The following is a 4,291-nucleotide window of genomic DNA, read 5'->3' as shown; positions in this document are numbered from 1 at the left end:
CGGGGTGAGGTGGGGGGTGGGGTCAGCTCTTGATGAGGCTGCGGGCGCGGACGACGGCCTTCTCGATCTCCACGAGCACGAACACGCCCAGGCCGACGAGCAGGGTGATGCCCCAGTGGTGCAGCTGCAGGGGTGCGGTGCCGAACAGGGTGTTCATGAATGGTGCGTACACGAACACCAGCTGCAGGACCACCAGGGCGCCGACGGCGATCCACGCGATGCGGTTCCCGAGCAGGCGCGAGGGGTGGTAGCTGGCGGCGGTCAGGAACCTGCTGTTGAACAGGTAGAAGATCTGCGCGACGACCAGGGTGCTGACGGCGACGGTGCGGGCGACGTCCAACCCGACGACGTCGACGTCCGCCAGGAGGAACACCCCGATGGTGCCGCCGCCGATCAGGACGGTGACCAGGCTGATGCGCCAGGCGAAGTACCCGTCGAGGATCGAGGCGTCCGGGTCGCGTGGACGGCGCCGCATGATGCCGGGTTCGGCGTCCTCGAACGCCAACGACAGGGCCAGGGTCACCGCGGTCACCATGTTGACCCACAGGATCTGGGTGGGGGTCAGGGGCAGGGTGAAGCCCAGCAGCACGGCTGTGACGATCACCAGGGCCTGGGCCCCGTTGGTGGGCAGGATGAACAGGATCGACTTGCGGAGGTTGTCGTAGATCGTGCGGCCCTCCTCCACGGCCCGCTCGATCGTGACGAAGTTGTCGTCCGCGAGGACGATCTCGGCGGCCTCCTTGGTGGCCTCAGTGCCCTTGATGCCCATGGCCACGCCGACGTCGGCGCGCTTGAGGGTGGGTGCGTCGTTGACCCCGTCGCCGGTCATGGCGACGACGTCGCCGTCGGCCTGGAGCGCGCTGACCAGCTGGAGCTTGTTCTCGGGGCTGGTGCGCGCGAACACGTGGTGGGTGCGGGCGAGGTCGGCGAGCTCGGCGTCGTCGGCCTTGGCGAGGTCGCGGCCGGTGACGGCGCGGACGTCGTCGTCAGGGTCGACGATCCCCATCTCGCGGGCGATCGCCAGGGCGGTGTCGGGGTGGTCCCCGGTGATCATCTTGACGGTGATCCCGGCGGTGCGGCACGCGGCGATCGCCTCGATGGCCTCGGGGCGGGGCGGGTCGACGATGCCCACGACGCCGAGCAGCTGCAGGCCCTGGTCCAGGTCGCCGAGCGCGAGGTCGGCCTCGTCGGGGCTTGCGGGCCGCCTGGCTGCGGCGAGCACCCGGGACCCGCCGGCGGTCAGCTCACCGATGCGTTCCTCCCACCAGCCGCGGTCCAGGTCGTGCTCCTGCCCGTCGGCGCCCAGCTCGGTGGCGCACCGGTCCAGCAGGTTGTCCGGGGCGCCCTTGACCAGGACGACGGCGTCGCCGTCGGGCCGGCGGGCCAGGGTCGCCATGAGCTTGTGCTCGGACTCGAAGGGGACCTCGGCGCGGCGGTCGTGGTCGGACGGGTCGTAGCCGAGCTTGCGGGCGAGGGTCTGCAGAGCGCCCTCGGTCGGTTCGCCGTTGAGGACCCACTGGTCCTGGTCCTGGATGATGTCGGCGTCGTTGGCGACGGACATCGCCTCCACCAGGGCCTGCAGGTCGGCCCGGTCGCCCAGGTCCACGGGCTGCTCGTCGAGGCGGATGTCGCCGTCGGGGGCGTATCCCATGCCGGTGACGTCGTAGGCCCCGGCGCGGGTGACGACGGCCCGGGCGGTCATCTCGTTCTTGGTGAGGGTGCCGGTCTTGTCCGAGCAGATGACCGTGATCGACCCGAGGGTCTCCACGGCGTCCAGGCGGCGGGTGATCGCGTTGCGGCGGGCCATGCGCTGCGCGCCGATCGCGAAGGTGATGGTCACGACGGCCGGCAGGCCCTCGGGGACGGCGGCGACCGCGAGGCTGATGGACGCCAGGAGGGTCTCGGCCGCGGGGTCGCCGTGGACGAGCACGCCGATGCCGAAGACGACGCCGGCGAGCACGACGATCGCGACGGACAGCTGCTTGCCGAACCGGTTCATCGCCCGGGTGAGGGGGGTCGCGAGGGTCTCGACCTCGCTGGTCAGGGTGCTGATGCGGCCGATCTCGGTGTTCACCCCGGTGCCGGTGACGACCCCGACGCCCCGGCCCGAGGTCACCAGGGAGCTGGAGAACGCCATCGAGGGGCGGTCCCCGACGCCGGCGTCCTCCTCGGCGGGCTCGGTGCTCTTCTTGACCGGCTGGGACTCCCCGGTCAGGGCCGACTCCTCGATCGAGAGGTTGGTGCGCTCGATGATCCGCACGTCCGCGGGCACCCGGTCACCGGACCGCAGGCGCACGACGTCGCCGGGGACGAGGTCCTCGGCCGGGATGGCCTCCCACCGTCCGTCGCGGCGGGCCTGCGCCTCGAGGGTGAGCATCGCCCGGATGCCCTCGAGGGCGGCCTCGGCCTTGCCCTCCTGGATGAACCCGACCAGGGCGATGATCACGACCACACCGAGGATCACCCCGGAGTCCACCCAGTGCCCCAGCAGCGCGGTGACAACCACGGCCACGAGCAGGATGTAGATGAGCACGTCGTTGAAGTGCTTGAAGAACCGCTTGAGGACGTTGTCGCGCTGGGCGTCGGGCAGCTTGTTGGGCCCGGCGTCGTCCAGCCGCCGTACGGCCTCCTGCGAGCTCAGGCCCTCCCTGCTGGTGGCGAGCTCGTCGAGGACCTCTTCGACACTGCGCGCGTGCGCGTTCTCCATACCCCGTCCTTCGTCGACGTCGTGTTCGTCGTCGAGCCTGGCACGCCGTGACAGGCCCGGTGGCGACATGCGTCCCTTGCGCCGACGGGGGCCCGGCTCGGCTCAAGCATCTCCCGGCCCGCACCAGGGCGCCCGGCGAGACCGGACCTTTGACATGTGACCAAACGGTCACCTAATTTGAGGTGTGCACGACGACCTGGTCTTCAAGGCGCTGGCGGACCCCACCCGCCGTCGCCTGCTCGACGCGCTCTTCGAACGGGACGGGCGCTCGCTGGGTGAGCTCGAGGCCGTGGTCAACGAGCACACGGAGATGTCGCGATTCGGTGTGGCCAAGCACCTCAGGCTCCTGGAGGGGGCCGACCTCGTGATCACGCGGAGGTCGGGCCGGGAGCGTCTGCACTACCTGAACCCGGTCCCGATCAGGGCGATCTACGACCGGTGGATCGACAAGTACACCGAGGGGCGCGTGCGCGCCCTGACCGATCTCAGACGACGAGCGGAAGGCCATCATGAGCGGGACGACGCAGATCCACGGCATCTACATCGACGCACCGGCCGAGGAGGTGTGGAAGGCGCTGACGACGTCTGAGCACACCCGGTACGGCTACGGGACGACCATCGACTGCGACCTTCGCGTCGGGGGGTCCTACCGCCACCTCACCACCGACGCGATGAAGGCGATGGGCATGGGGGACGTCGCGATCGAGGCCACCATCGTGGAGCTCGACCCTCCGCGCCGCCTGGTGCTCGACTGGAAGGCCGCCTGGCACGACGAGCCGGCGTCCCGGCTCACCTACGACATCCAGCAGAGCCCGTCCGGTCTGACCCGCCTGACCCTGACCCACGAGCTCCCGGACTCCCCGGCGACCGCTGCCGACGTGGCCGGCTCAGGCGACGTCGAGAACGGCGGCGGCGGGTGGCCGTGGGAGCTCGCGAGCCTCAAGACGCTCCTGGAGACCGGCCGCCCGATGACGACCGCCGGCGCCTGAGGCGTCGCGGGGCGGCAGCCTCGTGGCGCTGCCGCCCCACCGAGTTGTGCACATCCATGACATTTGCTGATCTTGCCCGGCTACGCTGCGGTTCGTCCGATCTGCTCTGCAGTTCCGCGTACTCCGGAGTCGAGGTCCCGCATGACCAGGCGCACCGCCGCGCTCACCGCCACCGCCCTGTCCCTCGCCCTCGCCTTGGCCGGCGCCTCGGGTGCTGCAGCGTCCGGGGGAGGGTCGGATGCCCCCACGCCGTACCGGGTCACAGGCACGGGCCTGGACCTTCCTGAGGGAGCGGCCCTCGCGCGCCACGGCCACGTGAACGTGCGCTGGGCCTCGATCGAGGGTGACGGGTCGGTGAACGTGCACCTGGGTGGTCCGTCCTCGCCGTGGCACGACCTCGAGGGTGCGACGTCGGTCACCTGGGAGCGCCTGGGGCTGCCGGCGGACGCGTGCATCGAGTGGGTGCAGGTCCACGGCTTCGACGAGCACTTCGGCGAGGGCGGGCAGGCGCCCGTGTGCCGCAGCGTGCCGATGCGCCCGGCCGCCACACCGGCCCCCGCCCCAGCGGTCCCGGCCCCTGCGCCTGCCCATGAGG

At 71.1% G+C, this 4,291-nt stretch carries 3 protein-coding genes and 1 pseudogene; 3 read left to right on the top strand and 1 reads right to left on the bottom strand.

What is annotated here, in order from left to right:
* Positions 1–22 precede the first annotated feature (22 nt).
* Complete coding sequence (locus N869_RS13255) at positions 23–2,707, bottom strand: cation-transporting P-type ATPase (protein ID WP_035062373.1); 2,685 nt, start codon at positions 2,705–2,707, stop codon at positions 23–25.
* A gap of 184 nt (positions 2,708–2,891) precedes the next feature.
* Between N869_RS13255 and N869_RS13250 the strand changes: the two genes are divergently transcribed.
* The 3 genes and pseudogenes from N869_RS13250 to N869_RS13240 all read left to right on the top strand — a co-directional run.
* Positions 2,892–3,296 (top strand): ArsR/SmtB family transcription factor, encoded by a 405-nt coding sequence (locus N869_RS13250; RefSeq protein ID WP_052105547.1) that lies wholly within the window; start codon positions 2,892–2,894, stop codon positions 3,294–3,296.
* Positions 3,217–3,696 (top strand): SRPBCC domain-containing protein, encoded by a 480-nt coding sequence (locus tag N869_RS13245; RefSeq protein WP_035062372.1) that lies wholly within the window; start codon positions 3,217–3,219, stop codon positions 3,694–3,696. The genes N869_RS13250 and N869_RS13245 overlap by 80 nt, the downstream gene beginning before the upstream one ends.
* A gap of 141 nt (positions 3,697–3,837) precedes the next feature.
* Positions 3,838–4,291 (top strand): annotated as a pseudogene (locus N869_RS13240) (hypothetical protein); the annotation flags it as partial.

Source organism: Cellulomonas bogoriensis 69B4 = DSM 16987 (assembly GCF_000767165.1).
Taxonomy (GTDB): domain Bacteria; phylum Actinomycetota; class Actinomycetes; order Actinomycetales; family Cellulomonadaceae; genus Actinotalea; species Actinotalea bogoriensis.
Note: the sequence above shows the minus strand (reverse complement) of the source record. Positions and strands in the feature narration are given on the sequence as shown.